General features: G+C 71.5%; 14 protein-coding genes and 1 tRNA gene. 3 read left to right on the top strand and 12 right to left on the bottom strand.

Going from position 1 to position 19,817, the window contains the following annotated elements; genetic code table 11:
* Nucleotides 1–119: 119 nt before the first annotated feature.
* The 3 genes from ABFX50_RS37340 to ABFX50_RS37330 all read right to left on the bottom strand — a co-directional run bounded on the left by ABFX50_RS37340 (nucleotide 120) and on the right by ABFX50_RS37330 (nucleotide 5,073).
* The gene (locus tag ABFX50_RS37340; RefSeq protein WP_346153272.1) at nucleotides 120–3,377 is read right to left on the bottom strand and encodes a beta-N-acetylglucosaminidase domain-containing protein; all 3,258 of its coding nucleotides are present in this window, start codon (nucleotides 3,375–3,377) and stop codon (nucleotides 120–122) included.
* Between the two features lie 118 nt (nucleotides 3,378–3,495).
* Complete coding sequence (locus ABFX50_RS37335) at nucleotides 3,496–4,104, bottom strand: hypothetical protein (protein ID WP_246452268.1); 609 nt, start codon at nucleotides 4,102–4,104, stop codon at nucleotides 3,496–3,498.
* 150 nt (nucleotides 4,105–4,254) lie between these two features.
* Nucleotides 4,255–5,073, bottom strand: a complete 819-nt coding sequence (locus tag ABFX50_RS37330) for a TetR/AcrR family transcriptional regulator (protein ID WP_346153270.1) — start codon at nucleotides 5,071–5,073, stop codon at nucleotides 4,255–4,257.
* A gap of 67 nt (nucleotides 5,074–5,140) precedes the next feature.
* Between ABFX50_RS37330 and ABFX50_RS37325 the strand changes: the two genes are divergently transcribed.
* Entirely contained in the window at nucleotides 5,141–6,844 is a 1,704-nt protein-coding gene (locus ABFX50_RS37325) for a right-handed parallel beta-helix repeat-containing protein (RefSeq protein WP_346153268.1), read from the top strand.
* Here ABFX50_RS37325 and ABFX50_RS37320 read toward each other — a convergent pair.
* From ABFX50_RS37320 to ABFX50_RS37305, 4 genes are read right to left on the bottom strand one after another with little or no spacing between them, the layout of a single operon-like run.
* The gene (locus ABFX50_RS37320; RefSeq protein WP_346153266.1) at nucleotides 6,816–7,508 is read right to left on the bottom strand and encodes a hypothetical protein; all 693 of its coding nucleotides are present in this window, start codon (nucleotides 7,506–7,508) and stop codon (nucleotides 6,816–6,818) included. The two genes, ABFX50_RS37325 and ABFX50_RS37320, sit on opposite strands and share 29 nt — an antisense overlap.
* 10 nt (nucleotides 7,509–7,518) lie before the next feature.
* Nucleotides 7,519–8,865, bottom strand: coding sequence for a hypothetical protein (locus ABFX50_RS37315; RefSeq protein WP_346153264.1), 1,347 nt, complete (start codon nucleotides 8,863–8,865; stop codon nucleotides 7,519–7,521).
* Entirely contained in the window at nucleotides 8,862–10,235 is a 1,374-nt protein-coding gene (pelF, locus tag ABFX50_RS37310) for a GT4 family glycosyltransferase PelF (protein WP_346153262.1), read from the bottom strand. Before pelF ends, ABFX50_RS37315 begins: the two co-directional genes overlap by 4 nt.
* Nucleotides 10,232–12,307: an Agd3-related carbohydrate deacetylase gene (locus tag ABFX50_RS37305; RefSeq protein WP_346153260.1), complete on the bottom strand. Its 2,076-nt coding sequence runs from the start codon at nucleotides 12,305–12,307 to the stop codon at nucleotides 10,232–10,234. Before ABFX50_RS37305 ends, pelF begins: the two co-directional genes overlap by 4 nt.
* 145 nt (nucleotides 12,308–12,452) lie before the next feature.
* Here ABFX50_RS37305 and ABFX50_RS37300 point away from each other — a divergent pair, with 145 nt between their 5' ends.
* The gene (locus tag ABFX50_RS37300) at nucleotides 12,453–13,259 is read left to right on the top strand and encodes an AfsR/SARP family transcriptional regulator (RefSeq protein ID WP_346153258.1); all 807 of its coding nucleotides are present in this window, start codon (nucleotides 12,453–12,455) and stop codon (nucleotides 13,257–13,259) included.
* A 15-nt stretch (nucleotides 13,260–13,274) separates the two neighbouring features.
* On the opposite strand, the gene ABFX50_RS37295 is transcribed toward ABFX50_RS37300, so the two are convergent.
* Both ABFX50_RS37295 and ABFX50_RS37290 read right to left on the bottom strand, forming a co-directional pair.
* A tRNA-Met gene (locus tag ABFX50_RS37295) sits at nucleotides 13,275–13,347 on the bottom strand.
* Between the two features lie 116 nt (nucleotides 13,348–13,463).
* Nucleotides 13,464–14,372 (bottom strand): NAD(P)-dependent oxidoreductase, encoded by a 909-nt coding sequence (locus tag ABFX50_RS37290; protein ID WP_346153256.1) that lies wholly within the window; start codon nucleotides 14,370–14,372, stop codon nucleotides 13,464–13,466.
* 83 nt (nucleotides 14,373–14,455) lie between these two features.
* Between ABFX50_RS37290 and ABFX50_RS37285 the strand changes: the two genes are divergently transcribed.
* Complete coding sequence (locus tag ABFX50_RS37285) at nucleotides 14,456–15,055, top strand: TetR/AcrR family transcriptional regulator (RefSeq protein WP_346153254.1); 600 nt, start codon at nucleotides 14,456–14,458, stop codon at nucleotides 15,053–15,055.
* 34 nt (nucleotides 15,056–15,089) lie between these two features.
* Here ABFX50_RS37285 and ABFX50_RS37280 read toward each other — a convergent pair whose 3' ends face one another.
* From ABFX50_RS37280 to ABFX50_RS37270, 3 genes are read right to left on the bottom strand one after another with little or no spacing between them, the layout of a single operon-like run.
* On the bottom strand, nucleotides 15,090–15,344 hold the full coding sequence (locus tag ABFX50_RS37280; RefSeq protein WP_346153252.1) for a hypothetical protein: 255 nt from the start codon (nucleotides 15,342–15,344) through the stop codon (nucleotides 15,090–15,092).
* Nucleotides 15,345–15,389: 45 nt separating this feature from the next.
* Nucleotides 15,390–18,455 carry a DUF7824 domain-containing protein gene (locus tag ABFX50_RS37275; protein WP_346153250.1) on the bottom strand — a complete coding sequence of 1,022 codons (3,066 nt, stop codon included), beginning with the start codon at nucleotides 18,453–18,455 and terminating at the stop codon, nucleotides 15,390–15,392.
* On the bottom strand, nucleotides 18,452–19,789 hold the full coding sequence (locus ABFX50_RS37270; protein ID WP_346153249.1) for an SWIM zinc finger family protein: 1,338 nt from the start codon (nucleotides 19,787–19,789) through the stop codon (nucleotides 18,452–18,454). The genes ABFX50_RS37275 and ABFX50_RS37270 overlap by 4 nt, the downstream gene beginning before the upstream one ends.
* Between the last annotated feature and the right edge of the window lie 28 nt (nucleotides 19,790–19,817).

Here is a 19,817-nt window from a genome sequence, read left to right as displayed (position 1 = left end):
CCGAAACCCTCGAGCTTCCTTCGCATGCGCCGGCCCCCTCCCGGACGACTGCCCCCGGCCATACCGGCCAGGGACGAATCGTCACGGAGGGGGCCGACGCATGTCCTGACGTTCATCGATCAGGCGGCCCTGTGGACCTCCACCTCCCACAGCGAGTACCCGTAACGGGTGGCCCGCCGTACGCCCTGCATGCGGACGAACCTGGTGCTGTTGGGCGAGTCGATCCACACCTCGTCGACGCCGCCGTTACCCGCGCCCACCTCGGCGGCGGGCGTCCAGGTGACGCCGTCGGCCGACACCTCGATCCGGTAGGCCGAGCCGTAGGCGGCCTCCCAGCGCAGCACGACCTTGCCCACGTCCACGGGCTGGGCGAGCTCCACCTGGATCCACTCGCCGTCGGCCGCCCTGGACGACCATCTGGTGGCGGCGTCGCCGTCCACGGCCTTGGCCGCCTGGAAGACGGTGCCGCCCTCCACGCTGGAGGCGGTGGCGGGCCTGCCCTTGGCGAGGTTGTCCGCCGCCACCGGCCGGTGGACCTCCACCTGGAGTTCCTGCGTGACCGAGCCGAAGGTGAACGACAGCCTCTCGCTACGGCCCGCCGCGCCCGCCGGTGGGGTGATCTCGAAGGGGACGGCCACCTGGCCGCCACGCGGCGCGGTGACCTCCTTCTGGGCGGGCGACACGGTCCAGCCCTCGGGCGCGGTCACCTTGAGCGTCTCGGTGACCGGCCTGGCCAGCTGGGAGCTCACCACGACGGTGGCGGTGGCCCGCTGACCCGCCGTGGCCACCAGCGTGCCGGGGGTGATCCTGAGCTCGGCGGCGGGCACGTCGGCGTAGCGCGGCACGATCTCGGCGATCTGCGGCTTGGCGCCGCCTGCCGTCCACGCCAGCCGTACGGCGTCGCCCGTCGTGTCGGTGACGTCCAACTCGGTGTAGGGCCCCGTGAGAGAGCCCACCCCCTGCCACTGTCCGCCGGTCCTGACCTGCACCTCGGCGGCTCCCGTGCCGATGACGACGACCTTGTCGATCAGGCGCGGCCGTGACAGCGCGACCTGGAGCGCGTCGCCCTCGGCCGGAACGGCGGAGGCCGTGTAGACGGTGTCCAGGTTGCCGTCGACCGTGGCCTGAAGGGCGCCCGCGGGGGTGCCGCTCGCCGTCAACCTGGTCTCCGAGTCGTCCATCGTGGCGACGGTGAACTCGCGCACGACGAGCCAGTTGTCCTGCGCGCCCGCCGAGCGGTAACGGACGTGGCGGGCGAGCGTGCCCGCCGGGGCCTTGAACCGGACCTCGGCGGTGGTGCCGCTGGTCAGCCTCGTCCAGGACTGCCCGTCGAGGGAGTGCTCCAGCACACCGGAGCGGATGTAGTCGTTGGGGCTCGAGGACTTGCCCATCAGCACCGCGATGTCGCCGATGGACTTCACCGCGCCCAGGTCGAGCGTGACCGCGTCACCCGTGCGCGGAGAGGAGGGGCTCCAGTAGAAGGTGCCCAGATCGCCGTCGGTCATCAGCTCGGGCCCGTGACCGGAGTACACGCCGAGTGTGCTGGAGGCGGTGGCGCGACCCGAGCCGACCCCGATCCACGCGTCGTACGTCTTGAGCGCGTCGGTGACGAACCTGTCGAGGACACCGTCGCCGATCTTGGGGGAGGTGGTGGAGTGGGGTTGCCGCACGTCCCTGATGGCCTTGGCGTCGGCGACCAGCCGGGTGATCTCGCCGCGGATCGCCAGCGCGCCCGCCCCGTCGTCCGCGCGGACCTTCTCGAGCAGGTCCAGCGACCGGACCAGCGCCTTCGTCCACAACCTGGTCGCGTCGAGCCACGACCTGGCCTCCTCGACGAAGGCCCTGTCCCGCACGCCGCTCTCGATCAGGTCCGGCGCCTTGGCGTACCTCTCGGCGAGCTCGCGCAGCCCCTCGCCCTTCGCGATCGCCTCGGCCAGGACCGGTGACTGCCGGCGGTGCAGCGTGCCGTCCAGGGTGTTGAGGTCGGCGAAGTCGCGCAGCGCCCGCACGGTCGCCTCGTCGCCGCCCGCCCGCTCCGACAGCGCTCTCAACCACGACTGCTCGGCGTCGTAGGCGTGGTCGTTCCAGCCGAACTCGCCGAAGGAGTAGAGCGAGATCTTGCTGACGGCCGCCTGGTTCATCGGGTTGGAGATGATGCCGACGAGGCTCTCGGACAGGCCGTTCTCCCGCCCGGTGTAGGGGGCGATCAGGAGCCTGCCCGGGGCGTAGTCGTTGACCGGGTAGTTGTCCCAGACCAGGATCTTGTGGCCGAAGACCGCCTTGGCCTCGGCGGCGTCCCTCTTGAGGATCGCCGTCGGCACCACGCCCCTTCCGGTCCAGTGGACGATCACCTCGGGGCCGAGGTTGTCCCTGAACGCCTTCTTGTACGGCGTCTCCGTGGCGTTGTAGTACTCGGTCGGCACGGTCTGCAGCGGCGAGACGTCACCCTTGCCGCGCACCCAGTCCTGCACGGTGTTGAGCAGGTCGGTCTGCGCCCACCCCGGGCCCTTCGCCGCGTACTTCGCCCTGTCTCCCTCGCAGTTCCACCTGTTGGGGTCGATGTCGTCGAGGGCGACGTTGAACGACCTGCCGCCGAGGGCGTAGATCGCCTCGAACTTGGCCAGCAGCTTGTTCACGTCGTCGGCCGAGGTGTAGCAGATCGACAGGCCTGGCGAGATCGCGAACGTGAAGTCCACCCTGTTAGCCCTGGCGCGGCCGATCAGCTCACCGAGCTGCGCCAGCTTGTCCTGCGGGTACGGATCGCGCCACCTGTCCCTGTGGAAGGGGTCGTCCTTGGGCGCGTACTGGTAGGTGTTCATCCGGTGCGCGCCGAGGTAGTCCAGGTGGTCGAGCCTGTCCTGGTGCGACCACGGCGTGCCGTAGAAGCCCTCGATCGAGCCTCTGTAGGCCATGGAGGGCCAGTCGCGCACGACCACGCCGGGGATCCTGTCGTTGCCCTGGCGCTGCCGGATCAGCTGGGCGAAGGTGAGCGCGGCGTAGTACGTGCCGTCGGCGTCGACGCCGTCGAGGGCGACGTGCTTGCCGCCCTCACCCTCGCCCGCGGCCAGCACGTAGCCCTCGGCGGGCAGGCCCTGCGACCCCTCCACGCCCAGCTTGTCGGCGCCGCCGCCCAGCCAGAGGGTGACGGGGGTCCTGGGGTCCTCGCCGTCGGTCGCCTTGACGCGCTTCACCCCTGCGGCTCGGAGCGCCTGCCGTACGACGGCCTCGGCCTGGGGGTCGCTACGGCTGGTACGGACCAGTCCGACGACCGGGCTGAGGGGGAAACCGTCGTCGCGGGTGGTGACCTGCTGGGGAGTCGGATAGATCTCGACGGCGTCGGCGTGCGCAGAGACCGGGGCGAACAGCGAAGAGGCCATGAGAGCAGTCGCAAGGATGATCAAACCGGGACGTTTGGGGGGCACTCGTCCTCCTATGTGCAATCCACCCTCAAAGGGTGCAGGATTGCCCATATGAGATCACCCGGTTGCCGCCCGGTCAATACTGGTACGGACCGGTTGACGAGCCCCTCCCGACGGACGCTCCCCGACCGGGCCGCGGGCGCGACCGCCCCCACAGGATCGAGGCGGCGACGCCTACCGTGACGCCGCCCGCGACTCCCAGCTGAGTCGCCGCCGAGAAGGTCGGCGGCTCGTCCAGCCTCGGGCGCAGCCAGCCCAGCGGGTCCTCCACCACCCGGACGTGCCGGCCGCGCGCCAGCTCCTCGCCGCACCCCGTCGCCTCGGTCAGCGTGTACGGCAGTGCCGTGCCATCGAGCCGCGCCACCTGGCACTCCCAGTCGGCACCCCCGTCGTTCTCCCTGTGCTCCACCGCCACCACCACGACGTCGGCGCGCACGCCGTACGCCCGCATCGCTGCCTCGTACGCCGCGGACCCGGCGAACAGCAGGAGGGCGAAGGCGCCGAACATCGCCAGCACGCCGGGCCCATGCCGGTCGTGCGGCATCGACGTCACGATCCACGCCATGAAGCAGAGCAGCGTTCCCACGACGATCCCCGGCCAGAACAACCACGGGTTCAACGCCACCCAGGCGCACGCGATGACCGACAGCGGGATGCCGAGGGCCCACGCCCAGTCTCTTCTCACCTGCGCCTCCCGGCCTCGACTGCGATGCGCAGACCTTACAGGCGGCTCTCTCAGCGCGACGCGTGCAGGGGGTCGTCGGAGAAGCGGGCCAGGACGAGGGACTCGATGACGCCCCGGTAGGACCAGACACTTCGAGGCGGCCTTCGCCTTCTAGCCCTTGCGCATGCGGTAGGCGCGCTGCTGGCAGGCGCGGGAGCAGTAGTCTCGCGGCCTGCCCGTACCGGTCTCGTCGAGAGCCTTCCCGCATATCGCACATCGACTTTCATCACGCGTTTCATCACGGATGAGCGCCTCGATGCCGTCGAGCACCCGCTGCAGGCCGAACTCGAACGGGTCGAGAGGGGCGTCGTAGCCACCCTCCTCGTAGATGCGGCTCAGCGTCGGATACCTGTCCATGTGCTGGAAGAGGGAGTCGCGCGCACCCCACCACTCCTCCTCGCTCACGCCCGTGCGCCGCTCGGTGCGCATCCGCTGAGCCATCTGCCTGGCGGCGCTCTCGACGAAGCCGCCGACGAGGGTCACCACGGCCACCACCTGCGCGTGCGGCAGCCCTGTCCTCGACACGACCTCCAGCGCCCACTCGAAGCCCGCCAGCGCGTTCGGCCCCGGCACCCGCCTGGAATGCGCCGCCTCGACCAGCCACGGATGGCGCCGGTGGAGCGCCAGGTCGGCGCGCGCCCACCCCTCCAGCTCCGCCCGCCAGCCGTCGCGCGGCCGCGTGTCCTCGCCGGCCGTCTCGCCCATCACCTCGTCGCACATGAGGTCGACCAGCTCGGCCTTGCCAGGCACGTGACGATACAGCGACATGGTGGTGAAGCCGAGCCGCTCGGCGACCCTCCGCATGGAGACGGCGGCCAGGCCCTCGGCGTCGGCCAGCTCGATCGCGGCGCGCACGATCCGATCCAGGCTGAGGCCGCTCCTGGACCTCTCGCCCCACAGCAGCTCGGTACTGCGCTCAGGATCACTCAATTTGACCTCCCTCCCCGTCTATGCTGTATACCAGATGTGTACACCATACACGCGAGAGGACTCCCCCATGCTTTTCGTTGATCCGGCAGGCGACGACTCAGGTCCCGGCACGCAGGAGCGGCCGTTCGCGACGCTGGAGCGGGCCCGCGCGGCGGCCGAGGCCGGCACCGTGGTGAGCCTCAGGGCCGGCGTCCACCGGCTCACCGAGCCGCTCAGGCTCTCGGCCGCCGACTCCGGCGTGGTCTACCAGGCCCACGGCTACGGCACCGCCGAGCATGAGAGCGTCGTCATCAGCGGAGGACGGCCGGTCACCGGCTGGCGCAGGGACGACGACGGCGTCCACAGGGCCGAGGTCCCCGGCCTCGCCACGCGCCAGCTCTACGTCTCGGGGCGGCGCGCCGCCCGCGCGGCCATCACCCTCGATCACCGCCTGACCAGGACCGAGACCGGCTACGTCACCGACGACCCCGCTCCAGCCTCGTGGCAGGGCGAGGTGGAGTTCGTCTACAGGGGCGCCTATCCGTGGTCCGAGGCGCGCTGCCCGGTGGCGCGGATCTCGGGCGACGACCGCTCGGCCACCGTCACCATGGCGCAGCCGGCCTTCGGCTGGGCGTCGCGGCTCTACCACTCGATCATCTCCTGGGACGGCCCCGGCGCCGGGGAGTCGAACGGCGCCGACGCCCCGACCTCCGCGGAGAACAGCCCCGCCTTCCTGACGGAGGGCTCCTTCGCCCTGGCCGGCGGGGTCCTGCACTACCTGCCGCTGCCGGGCGAGGATCTCGGCGAGGTGGTGGCGCCGGTGCTGGAGACGCTGCTGCACGCCGTGGACGTGCACGACGTCTCCTTCCTCGGCATCACCTTCGCCGACGCGACCTGGCTGCGGCCCAGCGCCCCCGAGGGTTTCCTGCACTACCACGGCAACGGCTACTACGACGGCGGCCTGCTCCAGACGGTCACCTTCGCCGAAGGGCAGGGACAGGTCACCGTCCCGGGCGACCCCGCGACCATGCCAGGTAACGTGATCTTCGAGAGCGCCTCCAGGGTCACGCTGGAGGACTGCAGGTTCACCCGCATGGGCGGGGTGGCGCTGGAGTTCCGCGGCGAAGGCGCGGACAACGTGGTGCGCGACAGCGTGGTCGACGACGTGTCGGGCGGCGGCGTGGTCATCGGCTCGGGCGCGCTGCGCCACCGGATCGAGAACACCCACGTCCACCACATCGGGCGCGACTACCACGGCTCACCGGCCATCCTGCTGTCCGGCACCCGCGACACCGTCCTGTCGCACAACCAGGTCAACGACGTGCCACACGCGGGCATCGTGGTCTACGAGGGGCGCGGCGCCCAGGTGCTCGACAACCTGGTGCACGACACGATGCAGGTGCTGGCCGACGGCGGCGGCATCTACGTCTCGGGCAGCCAGGGCCTCTCGCGGGACACCGGTGCGCTGATCCGCGGCAACGTCGTCCGCGACACGATCACTCCCTACAACTTCGGCCTCTACACCGACTACGGGGCCGCGTGGGTCACCGTCGAGGGCAACGTCGTCCATCGGGCCGACGCTCCCGTGGTGCTGAACGTGTCGCCGCCGCTGGAGCACGTCACCTTCGCCGGCAACTTCTGGGACGCCGACCCCGGCCAGGCCCCTGAGGGTGTGACGCTCTCCGGCAACACGACCCTTCCCCAGCAGGCGTTCGACGACGACCCTGGCGTGGCCGCCATCGTGGCGGGCGCGGGCATCCGCCCTACGCCCTCGACAGCACGCGGTCGCTGACGAAGCAGAGCATGCCGTACTCCGCCGCCCTGCGGTGGGCGAAGTCGGCCAGCTCGGCGGTGTCGGCGTAGTCGAGCGCGTAGAGGTCCAGGTCGTACTCCAGGAGGTGCTCGGCCACCGTGGCGTGCACCTCCAGCACGTCGTCGGACCACGGCGCGTAGGTCTCGGTGTCGACCCAGCGGGCCGAGAACGACTCGAACAGCACGCCGTCCACCAGCTCGGCCATCCTGGGCAGCAGCGCGAAGCCCCTGTTGGCCAGCAGGTAGTCGGGCCCCGCCTCCTCCCTGATCGCGGCGATGAGGGCGAGCAGGTGGGGCAGGTCCTCCGGGAAGGTCTGCTCGAGGTTGAGCGTGTCGAGGAAGAGCCCGGTGAAGCCGGTGGCGATCGCCGCCTTGGCCTGCTCCACCACGTGGGTGACCCAGCCGGGGTCGCCCACGTGCACGAACGCGCCGCCCCAGTCGGGGTTGCGCGCGGCCCGCTGCCATGGCGCGGGCGGGCCGACGTCCTCCGACAGCGACAGGTAGCCGAGCGTGTGCACGTCCTGGCCCTTGAGGACGGCCAGCTGCTCGGGGGTGTAGAAGTCGGCCTGCAGGACGACCTTCTCGTAGGCGGCGAGGCGGTCGAGCCGTCCGTCGCCGTAGTAGAAACAGATCGGGGATCTCACGCGCGCTCCTTCAGCGGTAGTGCCACACGTCCTTGAGGCTGCCGGACATCAGGGCCAGCAGCAGCGACAGCAACAGCAGGCAGGCGGCGAGGAACAGCAGCACGTCGGCCAGCGGGCCCTCCGGCAGCAGCGGCCCCGCGCCCTGGTGCACCAGCAGCGCCGCGCCCTGCGCCAGGCAGAGCTCGACCAGCCTGCCCTGGTTGGCCAGCAGAAAGGCCACGAAGTAGGCGCCGCCGAGCACCACGTGGGCAGCGGCCATCGCCACGCCCTGCAGGCTCACCTCGGTCATCGCCAGCACGGCGACGGTGAGGCAGCTCAGCGCGGCGAGGCAGCTCAGCGCGGCGAGGCAGCAGAGCAGGCCGCGCAGCAGCAGCCTGTGCCCCTGGGCGGTGAACTCCACCGGGTAGCACACCTGCCTGACCACGCCCCGCACCGCCGACTCGAAGCGGTGCGCCCGCCATTCGAGCACGCCCATCCCGAGCACCAGGCCCGCGCCGGCGACCGCCAGGTCGGGCCTGGAGACGACGTAGACCGCCTCGGCCAGCAGCAGGAAGCCGGCTGTCAGCGCGCTGTAGACCAGCGCGAGAGCCAGGTCCGCGGTGAACTGCCCCCTGACCGGCCGCTCTGGCCTGCCGTGCCTGGTCAGCAGGACGGCCGCGCACGCCACCGCGCCGATGGACAGCACGCCCAGCGCCACGGCGACGAGCGCGACGACCGGCTCGCCCACGACCACGTAGCCGGCTCCCGCCACGGTGGCGGGCAGCATCAGCAGCGCGAGCAGCCCCTCACGCCGGTGGAACAGCAGGATCCCCGAGCACACCTGGAAGGTCAGCTGCGCGACGGCCAGCACGACCATCGACACCGGCCCCCACAGCAGCGCCGTGCCGCCCGCCACGATCACCCCGAGGACCAGCCCCCTGCGCAGCGTCATGGCCGCGGAGGCCGGCGCGCCGAGCCCGGTCAGGCCGTAGGCCAGCCGCGACAGCACCGAGCCGAGCACCCACCCGATCCCCGTCGTCACGACGAGACCGGGCATCAGCGACTCGACTCCGACCAGCGCCGTCACGGCGGGCAGCAGCGCGGCGGGCATGGCGTAGAGCGGCCCGTGGACGAGCGAGCGCCAGGTGGTGTCGCGGCCGGCCTCGGCGGGCGGCGCGGGCTCGGCTCTGACGAGCCGCGCGTAGACGGTCTCGGCGAGGGAGAAGACGTCGGCATGGCCGTAGCGCTCGCGCGCCAGCTTGTCGTTGAGCCCCTCCGACTCCAGCGCCGCGGCCACCTGCAGCGGCTCGACCGCCCTGGCCAGCCTGGGCCGCAGCTGCTCGACCAGCTCGTCGATCGGCTCGATGATGATCTTCACGGCACGACCTCCCTGTAGACGTGGCGGTAGTCGGCGAGCGACTGCCGGAGCGTGAACCTCTCCATGACGCGCGACCTGGCCAGCGTGCCTAGCCTGCGCCTGAGCGGAGGGTCGGTCAGCAGCCGCAGCGCGGCCTCGGCGACGGCCCGGTGATCGCGCGGCGCGACGACGTAGCCCGCTCCCGCCACCGCCTCGGAGACGCCGCCGACGTTCGTGCACACCACCGGCCTGCCGCAGGCCATCGCCTCGACCACGGTGTAGGGAAAGCCCTCGGAGATGCTGGTCAGCGCCACGACGTGCCCGGCGTGGTAGGCCTCGAGCGGCGAGGCGACCCTGCCCTCGAAGATCGCCGCGCCCTCCAGACCCAGCTCGCCGACCAGCGCCTCGCAGCTCGCCTGGTACGACTCGTTGCCGTCGGGCACCCCTCCGAAGATCCGTAATCTCGCGTCGGGCAGCTTTTCCCTGACGACCGCGAAGGCGCGGATCAGCGTGTGGATGTCCTTGAGCGGGTCGATCCTGCCCATGAACACCAGCGTCGGCGCCTCGGGCTCCCCCTTCGCCACGGGGAAGTCGTCGGGGTCCACGCCGTTGTACATCACCCTGATCCGCTCGTCGTCGGCGCCGCCCCTCAGCTGCCAGCGCTTGTTGTAGGAGGAGTGCGGGGCGATCCTGTCGGCGATGGCGTACGACGCGCCCGCCAGCCGCCTGAAGAAGCTCAGCAGCAGCACGCGTACGGCGTGCGAGGCCGGCTCCGTGAGGTACTGCAGGTAGCGCTCGCGCAGGTAGACGCCGTGCTCGGACAGGACGATCGGCGTGCCGTACCGCCATTTGGCCGCCATGGCGACCAGCATGCTCAGCCCGTTCATCGCCACGTGCGTCAGGTCGGAGCGGACGGGCGGCTCGGTGAGCGGGCGCAGCATGTGGCCGAGCAGATGGGCCGCGGTGATGGCGTCGGCCAGGTTGATGCCGTCCATGCGATGGCCGTACCAGCTGTCCATGAGCAACGTGAGCCCCCGCGCCCCGGTCAGCGCGCCGAGCAGGTCCTCGCACCGCGACAGGTCCTCGAGCGCGGCCAGGAAGGCGGCGCTGCCCTGCCCCATCACCGCGGGCGTGAGGATGAGCCGCAGGAACTCCGCGTAGGACGGCGGGACGGGAGCGCTCCTCCTGGCCTGCTGCCCCCACAGCGGGAGCGCGGTCACGGTCGCGAGGTTGCCGGGCCGCTCCCACAGCGAGCGCTCGGTCCCGTCGACGGTCAGCGTGACGACGTCCCAGCTGTAGTCGGACATGCCGCGGATGAGCTGGTCCATCCACACGCTCACGCCGCCCATGGCGAAGGGGTAGGTCCCTTCAGAGACGAGCGTCACCCTCACGGACGCACGCTCGCGGGGAGCGTCACCGACGTGCCGGCGCCGAGCGTGACCCTGGCGATCCTGTCGGTGCCGTACGGCGTGCCGCCCGTGCCCGCGTGCGTGACGAACACGCTCCCCGCCGTCGGGGAGGTGAGGGTGACCGTGCCCGCCTCCCGGTCGAGGACGGCGTCGACGTTCGGCAGCGCCGCGAAGTGGGCGCCGCGGGCCTCGACGTAGGCGGCCAGCTCGGTCCAGGTCGGCGTGAGCACCGGCACCTTGTACAGGCCCTTGTACTTGTTCATCACGGCGTTGACCCAGTCGAAGACGAGGTTCGGCGTGCCGCGCAGGTTGCCCTGGTGGAAGGTGTGCGCGTAGACCGAGCCCGACATGACGTGCTGCAGGCCGACCTCGCTCTCGTGGTGGAGGATCTGCGCGTAGGTCTGGTCGGCAGGCCAGTGGGGGAACCTGCCGCGCGGCCCGTAGTAGGAGTTGTAGAACAGCGTCTGCTCGGCCCTGGTCGTCACGTGGTAGGCGACGTTGGTGGGCCAGTCGGGCACCACGAGCAGCTCGGGCTGGAGCGGGTGGCGGGTGCCGCAGTTGAAGCAGGAGGGCCGGTGGCTGGCGAAGGACATGTTGCCGTGCAGGTACTTCACCCCCGCCGCCTTCGCCGCCTGGAGCAGTCCGGGGTTGGAGGCGGCCAGGCCGTGGTCGGTGGGCGGGTCGATGTCGTTGGCGGGGTCGGGGTGATAGACGCCGAGCCCTGAGTACTCACCCGTCTTCAGCACGGTCCTGTCGACGCTCAGCCCGAGCTGCTGCGCCCTGGTGAGGTTGTCGGTGATCTCGTTGTAGCTGGTCTGGTAGTCGGTGAAGTTCATCTTCGGGTGGGTGAAGGTGTGGTTGATCCAGGTGAACGCGCCGGCTCTGCAGCGGGAGTAGCTGGTCAGCGGGTCGGGGCTGAGCAGCGTGAGCACGCAGCTCTTGGGCGCGCCCGGGTTGGCCCCTTCGCCGTTGTAGGCCAGGGCCAGCCTGAAGTTCGCGGCGAGCGGGTTGTTCGCCCTGAAGCTCTGCTGCTGGTTGTAGGTCGCCTCGGCGTCGTTCCTGCTGATCCTGAAGCCCGGCGTGCTGTCGATCGTGCCGTCGGTCCTGAGATGGTCGGTGTGGGAGAACCAGTCGTCGACGTCCACGTTGAGGTAGTGGCGCCGCTCTCCCAGCATCACGCCCCTGGTCGCCCAGCGCAGCAGGCCGGGGGTGAGCAGGTCGGCCTGCGGGAGGTACTGGTTGGAGGTGAAGGTCAGCGCCATCCGCTCACGCCCGTCCGGCGAGGTGCTCCTGACGCCGAGCACGTCGCTGCCCGAGGTGAGGATCGGCTCCGCCTGACAGCCCTGCTGCACGACGCTGCGGTAGAGGTAGGACTGGCTGATCGGGACGGTCCCCTTCAGCTGGTCGAAGACGGCCGCGCCCGCAGGAGTGAGGGTGGCGTTGACCGGCGTGGCGCCGATGCCGCCCTCACTGCCGGGACGCAGGCAGTAGTCCTCGGGGAAGGCGCCGTAGGCGGTGTAGAGCGACACCTGCCGCACGCCGTGGTCACGCTCGTAGGCCCACAGCGTGTTCCACTCCTCGGGGTCGAGCCCGCTGACGTACCCGTCGCCGCCCTGGTGGAGCAGCGAGCCGTTGGTGAGCAGGATCGCGTTGTACGCGCCCGTGCCGTCCTGCCTGACCAGCGGGGGCAGGCTCTGCGACCTGCTCTCCACCACGTCGTACGGCATGCCGGCTCGATCGAGCGCCGCCTTCCAGGTGGCCAGGCCGAAGTCGGCGCCGTCCACCGCGATCACCAGCGCCCTGAGCGCGACCCTGCCAGAGGCGGTCGCGCGGGCGCTCGGCTCCTGCTCGACCTCGACCGCTCGCAGGTCCGCCTTGGGGAGCGGTCTGGCCTTCTCCGGTCTGGGCCGCGTCACGTCCGACCGTTCGGGACCCGCGTGGGCGTGGGTCTCCTCGCGGCTCTCTGCCTGCGGTGGCTTCTGCGCGGCGATCGAAGGGGCGGGCAGCGCGGCGACGACGCCGATCGCGACCGGCACAAACCAGGCTTTTTTCACGACATTCCCCCTCTTGGTGGGTTTAAAGCCCGCGAGGCCGGTGACTTCTTGCTTGAGTGTGGGTTCAGAGGATTTCTCTTGGGTTTCTCCTCCATTTCTCGATCCGCGCTTCTATCCTCCGTTCGTGGAAAAGCTCTTGAGTGCCATGGAATTCAGAATTCTGGGCGCGCTCGACGTGATAAAGGATGATCGCCCTCTAACGGTCAGATCCGGCAAACAGCAGGCGCTGCTGGCCCTCCTGCTGTGCCAGGCCGGCAAGGTCGTCCGCAGCGACGCGCTGGTCGACGCGCTGTGGGGCGACGAGGCGGGAGAGCAGGGCGTCAAACGCCTGCGCCTGCACCTTCACCGGCTTCGACGCACGCTCGGCTCCCCTGAGGCCATCGTCCACCGCGCCCAGGGTTACGCCCTCGACATCCCCACCGGCTCGCTCGACGCCCATCGCTTCGAGAGCCTCGCCCACCAGGGCAGACAGGCCCTGGCCTCAGGCCTGGTCGAAAGGGCGAGCGACCTGCTCCACACCGCTCTGGCCCTGTGGCGCGGCCCCGCGCTCTCCGGCCTGGAAGGGGCCCCGCTGCTGAACCAGGAGGCCACCAGGCTGAACGAGGAGCGGCTGTCGGCGCTGGGCGACTGCATGGACGCCGACCTGCGCCTACGCCGCCACACCGACCTCATCGGACGGCTGTCGGTCCTCGTGGAGGAGCATCCGTTCCAGGAGCGCTTCCGCGGCCAGCTCATGCTCGCCCTCTACCGCGCCGGCCGCCAGGCCGAGGCCCTGGAGGTCTACCGCGCGGGCAGGCACATCCTCAGCACGGACCTCGGCCTCGAACCCGGCGCCGAACTACGCCGGCTGGAGCTCGCCATTCTCACCAGCGACGCCTCACTGACGGCCTGCACGCCCACCATGAGAACGGTCCACACGAGGCGGCGGCGCACCCGCTGCCCCCGTTGCTGACTTTTCGCCGCGTCGTAGCGGGTGCGGGAATCGAACCCGCCTTGTGCGGCTTATGAAACCGCCGAGCACACCAGCACCCTCACCCGCCATGACGGCTCGCACGTGACGTCCTAACGTCGCGTGCGAGCCCTGTGGCACATTCGGCTGCGGTACATGAGGAAAGCATCCCGAATCACCCCATTAGCCCGCAACTGCATTTAACAATCACCACTCCCCGCCGCGCCTGGTGCGCCGTGCGGCCTGGCCCGCGGTCCTGGCCTCGAGCGCGTGGAGGACGGCCACCATGTCGGCCTGGCCGTGCCCCAGCGCGACGGCCTCGCCGAACAGGGCGTGGCAGACGTCCAGCAGGGGCGAGGCGATGCCCGACGCCCTGGCCGCGTCGGCGATCAGCTGGTTGTTCATCAGGACGTCCCTGGCCGCGGCCTGTACGGCGAAGTCACGCGCCAGCAGCTTGGGCGCCTTCATCCTGGAGACACCGCTGGCCATCGGGCCGGCGTCGAGGACCTCCAGGAACTGCGCCCTGTCCAGCCCGTGTCGATCGGCGAAGTGGAAGGCCTCGGTGAGGCCGGTGACCATGGTGATCAGGAACAGGTTGACCGAGAGCTTCATCAGCAGCGCGCTCGGCACCGGCCCGCAGGTGAACGCCTCGTGGCACACCGGCCGCAGCAGGGGGCGTACCGCCTCCACGGCCGCCCGCTCTCCGGCCAGCATCGCCACGAGCCGCCCGGCCTCCGCGGGCTTACGCGATCCCGAGACGGGAGCCTCGACGTAGCCGCCGCCTGCCGTACGGACGTCGGCTTCGAGCCCGCGTGAGTAGCCCGGCGACGTCGTCCCCATGTGGACGATCGTGCGCCCTGCGACGTTCGCCCCGAAGTCGGGAGTGCCACGACCCAGGGCGGAGTCGATCGCGGCGCCGTCTGCCAGCATGAGGATGACGGTCCTGGCGCGCTTGAAGACCTCGGCGGGACTGCCCGCCACCTCCGCTCCGGCCTCCCGCAGCGGCTCGCACCTGGCGGGGGTGCGGTTCCACACGACGAGGTGCGTGCCCGACCTGGCCAGGTTGAGCGCCATGGGCTGCCCCATGACGCCGAGTCCGATGAAACCCACGTCCACGACGCACCGCCGTCTCCGCGTCCGCTATGACACCTGTCATAGTAGTAGCCTTATGACACTCGTCATAGAGGAGGAGGCTCATCGTGGCGGTTTCCGAACGGGGGCCGCGCGAGCGGATGGTGTTCGGCGCGGCTCAGCTCATCCGGCGTGACGGGGTCACCGCCACCGGCATGCGCGACGTGGCCGCCCACGCGCGGGCGCCGAGGGGATCGCTCCAGCACTACTTTCCCGGAGGCAAGGAGCAGCTCGTCAACGAGGCCGTGGCCTGGGCGGGCGCCTACGCGGGCAAGCGGGTCGCCCGCTTTGTCGGCGAGCTGGCCGAGCCCTCGCCCAGCGGGCTGTTCGCCGCGATGGTGCGCCAGTGGACCGACGAGTTCGAGACGGCCGGGTTCGTCGCGGGCTGCCCGGTCGCCGCGGCGACGGTGGACTGCGCCGACTCCAGCGACTCCGTCAGAGCCGCTGCCGCCGCCGCCTTCGCCCACTGGAGCAGCGCGGTGGCCCAGGCGCTGGAGGGGATGGGCGTGCCGGGCCCCAGGGCCGGGTCTCTCGCGACACTCATGATCAGCTCGCTGGAGGGAGCGATCCTCATGGCCAGGACCGAGCGGGACGTGCGCGCCCTGACCACCGTGGCGCGCGAGCTGGGGCCCCTCCTGGACGCCTGTGTCACCCGCTCCTCAGGATGAGCCGCTGGTGGCGAACCGCTCACACCCGCACGCGTCAGGCTGACACTCGGGACGGCGGCGCCCCCTCCCCCCGGACGGTCTGGATGCGCGCGGTCGCGGTGGCGACGGCCACGGGACAGCCATCGGGCCCGAGCAGCTCTCCGGCGAGGAAGCACACCTCCCTGCCGGTCCCCTGCTCGAGATCCACCCTGACCAGCTCCCAGCCGAGAAGGACCGCCGCGGGTGGCGGCGCGACCCGCCCCTCCTGCACATCCCAGAACAGTCCGCGCCGCCGCGTCTCCTTTTGCATGCGCTCCGTTGAACAGAGCGCCACCGACAACTCCGGGCCGTCGACCTAGCGGGTCAGCAGTTCGTGCAGGCGGCGTGCCGTCCGTACGAAGCCGCTCGACCCCGTGCGCGCGGCCACCTCGGCGACGGCCGGGATCGGGCCGCTCGCCCCCGCCCAACCGGCGGCCCTTACGGCGAAGCCGAGGACCTGGGTGTGCCCGGCGTGCGCCCTTTCGTCCGTGCCAGGCAGAAGGACCGGCAGCATCCCCTCGACGAGCTGCCAGATCTCGCGGTGGGCGCCCTTCCTGGCGCAGTCCTCCAGGGACTCCAGGACGCGTCCGAGCTTGACCTCGGTCCTGCGCAGCACCAGCCCCAGCTGGCGGCCGCACTCGACGGCGGGCAGGCTGCCGCGCGCCACGGCTCTGAGCAGCAGCGTGGTCCCGGCGTCGCGCGCGTGCCAGGGCCCTCTCTCTGCCAGGAGCCGGGCGAGCAGCAGGGCCAGCCCTTCTCCGGCCGGACCGTCTCCGTCGACGAGCGCGGCGACGGTCCGGTGGAAGTCACCGGGCCTGTCCCACTCGTTGAGCAGATGCGGCAGCAGGTGCATCGCCACGACCTCCCGATCCGCGGGCAGCAGCATCGGCCAGGACTCCGTGTAGCGCCCGTACCCATCCCAGTGGTAGGGCTCCGGATCGGACAGCAGCGCGTCGACGATCTCGAGACCGGTGGGCTCGATCGCGATGCGGGGCTTGAGGCGCAGCGAGTAGCGCTCGCCTGGCTGCTGGTCGTGGGTGTAGTCGCCGTCGCGGTGTGTCCAGTCGACGCGGTGTGTCCAGTCGACGCGGGTCACCGGCTCCGGCCTGTTCGTCAGCCAGCCGACCAGGGTGGCGCCCGCCCGGGTGCCCAGGGCCCGCGCCCGGCCTGCCACCTCGGGCGCGACCTCGCGGGGCACCCGGAGCAGCGCCTGCTGCAGGTCGAGGGGGAGCGCCTCGACACCCGCCCGCTCGTAACCCTCGAGCCGGGCCACGAGCACCGCCGGGTCCAGGTGGCCGTCCGTGCGGGTCGGCGTGGCCAGCAGGTACGGCGGAAGCGTCCCGGCCTTGAGCGCGGTGTGCACCTCCGCGCACCGGCGGAGCATGACCAGATGCGGCATGGAGACGTTCTTGGGCAGTCTGTCGCGTGGCGGCTCCGGCTTCCTGTCGCGCGTGGGCCAGTTGCCCGTCGTCGCCATCGAGAGCCCGAGGATCTCGATGGCGATCGGCTCGGCCTCCTCGACGTGCTCCAGATTGCCCAGCGGCACCCCGCGCGCGTTCAGATCGGCCGTGATGCTCTCTCGCACGTCGGCGGGCAGCTGCCCGAACTCCACCTCGAAGTGGCCGTCGGCGGTGGTGACGCCGATGGTGTGGCGAGCGTACGCCGGTGGCTCCTCAGGTTCGGGAATAGGCGGCTCCTGGCCGGGCGCGGCGGCTTCGCGCAGCATCGCCTCCGCCCACTCCTCGAGGTGGTGCCACTCACGCCGGTCGTAGAGGGAGGTCTCCCCCTCCACGGGCCTTCGCCTGGCCGCCCCCTCACCGACGAACCACGCCAGCCAGCTCTCGAAGGCGACCCCGCCCTGCGAGGGCGCCCGCTCGGCCGGAGGCGGGAAGGCTGCTGGCCGCTCGTCGACGACAGGGAGCTCTCCCGACTGGAAGTCGTCGGCCTCCGCCTCGGGGACGACCTCACCGCCGAACGCCTCGGCCAGCCGTACGGCCAGGTCGGCGGGGAGGACCGCGCCGGCCTCGCGGACGGCGTCGGCACCGAGGGGAGTGAAGCGGCGAGCGTGCTTGACCGCCAGCCGTACGGCCCGCTCCCGCACGTCGTAGGAGTCGCACAGGAACGCCGAGCCCAGCGCGGGAGCCAGATGGTCGAGGTCGCCCGCCGCCGCGCGGGCGGCCTGGTCGAGCCAGGTCAGCCCGGTGCGCACGAGCTTGCTCTCGGCGCGGAACAGCAGTGCCTCGATCGCCTCGTTGAGGTCGTCGGCGCCGAGACCGACCCCGCGCAACTGCCGCACGGCCAGCTCGGCCACCGGCCCAGGGGCGGCCGGCAACAGCCGCAGATAGTCGCGCGTGTACGGGGCCGTCTCGTCAGGGGCGGGCAGCAGCAGCTCGTGCAGGCGGGCGAAGAAGCGGAGGTCCGTGGCGCCGCCACCGCGCAGGAAGCGGCTGACGCAGCCGTCGAGCAGCAGCTTGCGGTCGATCCTGCCCTCCTGCTCGAGCCGCCGTAAGGCACCCAGCCAGGAGCCTGAGGCGCCGGGGTCGGCGGGGTCGTCGCGCAGCGTGTTCCCCACGCCCTCGGCCTCGAAGAGCCGCGGCAGGAGGTGGACGAGGAGAGGATCGTCACGAAGGGTGGGCACCGCTCCCCTGCCCTGGTCGTCCCAGGTGAGCGCGTCCGTCCATCGATCGCTCCGGGGGTCGGGACGTGATCTGCGGGCGGCGGCGACCCACGCGACGACGAGCGGGTCGTACTCGGGAGGTTCGGCTCCGCTCCTGCGGAGCAGCTCCAGCGCGAGCTCGGCCGCGTTGCCCGTGTCGCGCCGCCGCGTCGCCCGGATCCGCGTGGCCAGCCTGACCGCCAGGTCGGCCTGCCACTCGGCCGGACGCTCGCCGATGACGCGCAGGATCGGGCCGAGGTCGTCCGCCGCCTCCATCAGGTCTCGGCGGTGCAGCCAGGCGGCGACCGCCGCGGCTCCGCCGATCGTGCCCGCGCCGGCGACCCGCATGGGCTCGATCCACCGGTCGCGCTCACGCCAGTCGACCCACTGCTCATACCGGTAGTGATGGCCCGACCACCACTGGGCGTGGGCCTGCTCCTCCGACAGGCCGCCCTCCGTCGCCTCGCGCAGGAAATCCTGCTGGGCGCGCTCGTAGCGCCGGTGCGCCTCGCCCTGCCGCGTCTCGTACCGCTCGTGCGCCCTGCGCCTGGCCGTGGGAAGGTGACTGGGCAACTCGGCCGCGACCTGCCTGCGCTCGGCCTCGTCCAGCCGGATCACGACCTCCGCCACCCGGTCGGCCTGACCGCTGTCGATCGCCTCGGTCACCGCCTCCCACGCGTCCGCGCGCTCGGCCCGCACCACTTCCGTCGGCTGCCCTGCGCTCATGCGGTCACCTCGGCCTCGACCGCGACCCTGGCGGCGATCCTGGCCGCGAGGACGTGCTTGCACGGTCCGCGCGAGCCGCGGTGGTCGAACCACCACTCACAGGTGCAGCTCCCCTCGGCGAGGCTCACCCGACGGACGCCGCCGGGGGTGGTCACCTCGGCCGTCGAGCCGTCGAGCCGCACGGCGCCGGAGTCGACGAGCGCCCTGGCCGCGGTGAGCCTGGGGTTGAGCTCGGCGACCTGGTCTCTGTCGTAGGGCAGCTCCCTGTGGAAGTGCGAGGCCTCGTGCAGGTCGTAGCCGACGCGCCCTGCCGTACCGAGCTGGGTGAGGGCGGCCCGCACGCGCGAGGGGGAGAGCCCTGAGCGGTCGGCCAGCAGGCCGATCTCCACCGAGGGCTCGAAGTTGAGCAGCATGCCGATCACGTCGGCGTCGCCGGCCGCCTCGTCGGTGGACAGGTCGTCGAGAACGGCGCCCTCGCCGGAGAAGCCGCGCCAGGGCTGGGGCGAGATCGCCAGGGTGTAGCGCATGCCTGGCAGCTCGAGCTCCCACGCGCTCGCCTCGAACTCGCTCCCGGCCGCCGGGCCGTACACCCTGAGGGCCTTGGCGAACCTGAGCAGCGGCATCAGCGTGGTGATCCGCCCTGCCCCCGACAGGCAGACCGCGCCTGACGCGGGGCCCGAGACCACCCGCAGGTCGCGCCCCGCGGGCGCGACCCAGACGGTGGCCTTGGACGCGCGCGGCAGGCCGCGCAGGAAGCGCACCGCCTGCGGCCCTCGAAGCTCCGCGCGCAGGTTGAAGCCCGCGGCGATGACCTGGACCTCGGCGAAACCGCGCAGCCAGCGCGTGGGCAGCGGCACCTTCTTCTCCACCACCGCCCCTTCGAGCGTGGTGACGGTCAGCTCGTCGGGGCCCACGCCCAGGTGCAGCGGATCCTTCCCGCCGACCCTGACCAGCGCCTCGCGCAGCGGACCGTTGACGTCGACGTTGGTGGTGCCCCTGTCGAGCACCTCACCGTCGAGCGCGTCGAGGTCGAGCCTGGCGTAGACGCCGCCGCACGCGGAGAAGGACTCCAGGCGCAGCCGCTGCCCGTCGCAGGTCACCACAGGGTCGCGGGTCCAGCCGGGCCGCGGCTGGTGGTAGCGGGTCATCGCCACGTCGGCCAGCGCCAGCAGGCCGGCGGCGGCGGGCGCGGCCTCGGTGATCAGCCCGCTGAAGAAGCGAGGATGGGCCTGAGGTCCGGACAGCGCCCGGCCACCGGAGGTCGACAGGTCTAGCCTGGAGCCGTCGAGGGTCGAGGGCCCCGCGTAGGAGTACGCCTGCACCGCGTTCGTCATGCCGGGGACACTAGAGATCGTCACCGAC

Source organism: Nonomuraea recticatena (assembly GCF_039533245.1).
In the GTDB taxonomy this organism is placed as follows: Bacteria; Actinomycetota; Actinomycetes; order Streptosporangiales; family Streptosporangiaceae; genus Nonomuraea; species Nonomuraea roseola.
The sequence above is the reverse complement of the archived record's forward strand: the minus strand, read 5'-3'. Positions and strand labels throughout refer to the sequence as shown.